Raw genomic sequence first — 1,648 nt, 5'->3', positions numbered from 1 at the left:
CTCGGCAAAGTTTTACGAGTCGGTACTTGAGCTTGAGCGGACTGACTACGAATCTAGTGAGATTATTTTCTATCACTTGGATGGTACAGAGTTAGCTTTGTTTCCAAGAGATGAATTGGCCAAGGATATTGGCATCTCTCAACAAGGTAGCGGATTTTCGGGTATTACTCTCGCTCACAATGTGAGTTCGTCAAAAGAGGTTTTATCTCTGCTACAAAAAGCCAAGCTTCACGGTGGCAATATTGTCAAAGATGGGCAGCCAGTGTTTTGGGGTGGTTTCTCGGGTTACTTCTCTGACCCAGATGGTCATCTATGGGAAGTAGCTTGTGGTTCAAAAGAATACGCACTTGAAAAAGAACGCGCCTAACAATTTGTTCAAGCAGACAGCTAACGTTTGGCGATTTTGGTTTGGTTGAGTTCAGTGATTACGGTGGTTTTGCTTGGGTGCAGTGGTAGTTAGCTGCTACTTAACAAGGCGTTAGGCTAATAGGTGAAATCTTCAAAATATGAGAAGTTTTAAATATAGTTTTCTGCGCGCTTCCCAGCGTGTGAAGGATTGGCTTTGGAATAATCGGAAGGCGTTGTTACCTCTAACTACAGCTGTCGCGGGTCTGATTTGGTATGTGCTAGATTCAAGCCCAGAACCATTGGTGGTCGTAGTTACGTCTGCTCTAACAGCATTAATGGTATGGGCTGAAGAAAAAGATCGTTGGTATACAGTATCTCAAGGTAGTGTATTCGAAGTTTCATGGCGTGACGACATGGCTACAGAGAGTGAGCGTCGTCGATGTGCTCATGAATTCGTTGGTTCCTTGGACTTCGTATATAAGTTTCGATGCGAGTTGGCAAAGGGTGATAGCCTCAATAGCGTAATAATTGATACTGCTGGATATAGTGATCAAGAATTTATAGAGAAGGCTAAGTCATCATTTTTCGTTTATTACATCTATCGTAATGGAGAACAGATTTACGTTCGTGAGTGGTAAATTAGCCTAACAAGCAATTTAAGAGGGATTCACAACGCTTGGCATTTTTGCTTCTACTTCAAATTTAGTGTTTATGGCACAATGCTTTAGGTTTGGGTGGAGGCGTTGTTCACCCCTTAATTGGGCGTTAGGCATTACAGAGGAAACAAAATGGATATTGATGAACTGCGAAGAATCGTGTTCAAAGCTAGAGAAGTATTCGAACAGCACCATGATCATATTAGCAAAACATTCTTTGGTGATTTTCCAAATTATTCCTGCGGTTGTTCAGCTGACCTTTTAGCACAGTACCTAATAAGCAAAGGTGCTAAGAATTTATTGTACGTATATGGTGAAAACGAAATTGGTTCACACGGTTGGCTAGAATTAGATGGCTTGATTATTGATATTACGGGGGATCAGTTTGAAGACGGAGTTGATTCAGTTTACATGTCCAGTAATCGAGATTTTCACGATCAATTCTCTCCACTAAACAAAAATAATGAGCCGGGCGTTAATGGTGTTCTTTGGGATTCTTACAATAAGTTCAAGGCGCTCATGGAACCACATGCCTAACAATTTGTTCAAGCTGACAGCTAACCTGTGGCATTTTTGGTTCGGTCGAGTTCAGTGATTATGGTGGCTTTGATTGAGTGTCGTGGCAGTTAGCTGCAACTTAACAA

At 41.6% G+C, this 1,648-nt stretch carries 3 protein-coding genes; all 3 read left to right on the top strand.

All coding sequences use genetic code 11. The features are described from left to right. Positions 1–367 (top strand): VOC family protein (locus LNL84_RS19570; RefSeq protein ID WP_244359539.1); only part of this gene is annotated, 367 nt, incomplete at its 5' end. A gap of 139 nt (positions 368–506) precedes the next feature. Beyond that, the gene (locus LNL84_RS19565) at positions 507–986 is read left to right on the top strand and encodes a hypothetical protein (RefSeq protein WP_244359538.1); all 480 of its coding nucleotides are present in this window, start codon (positions 507–509) and stop codon (positions 984–986) included. Between the two features lie 150 nt (positions 987–1,136). Next, positions 1,137–1,541 carry a hypothetical protein gene (locus LNL84_RS19560; RefSeq protein ID WP_244359536.1) on the top strand — a complete coding sequence of 135 codons (405 nt, stop codon included), beginning with the start codon at positions 1,137–1,139 and terminating at the stop codon, positions 1,539–1,541. The last annotated feature ends 107 nt before the right edge of the window (positions 1,542–1,648 follow it).

It is taken from the genome of Vibrio gelatinilyticus, from assembly GCF_022836845.1.
Taxonomy (GTDB): Bacteria; Pseudomonadota; Gammaproteobacteria; order Enterobacterales; family Vibrionaceae; genus Vibrio; species Vibrio gelatinilyticus.
This window is presented reverse-complemented; position numbering and strand designations above follow the sequence as displayed.

Coding starts and splice junctions, on each gene's coding strand:
- LNL84_RS19565 (WP_244359538.1), top strand. CDS start 507: ATGAGAAGTTTTAAATATAGTTTTCTGCGCGCTTCCCAGCGTGTGAAG.
- LNL84_RS19560 (WP_244359536.1), top strand. CDS start 1,137: ATGGATATTGATGAACTGCGAAGAATCGTGTTCAAAGCTAGAGAAGTA.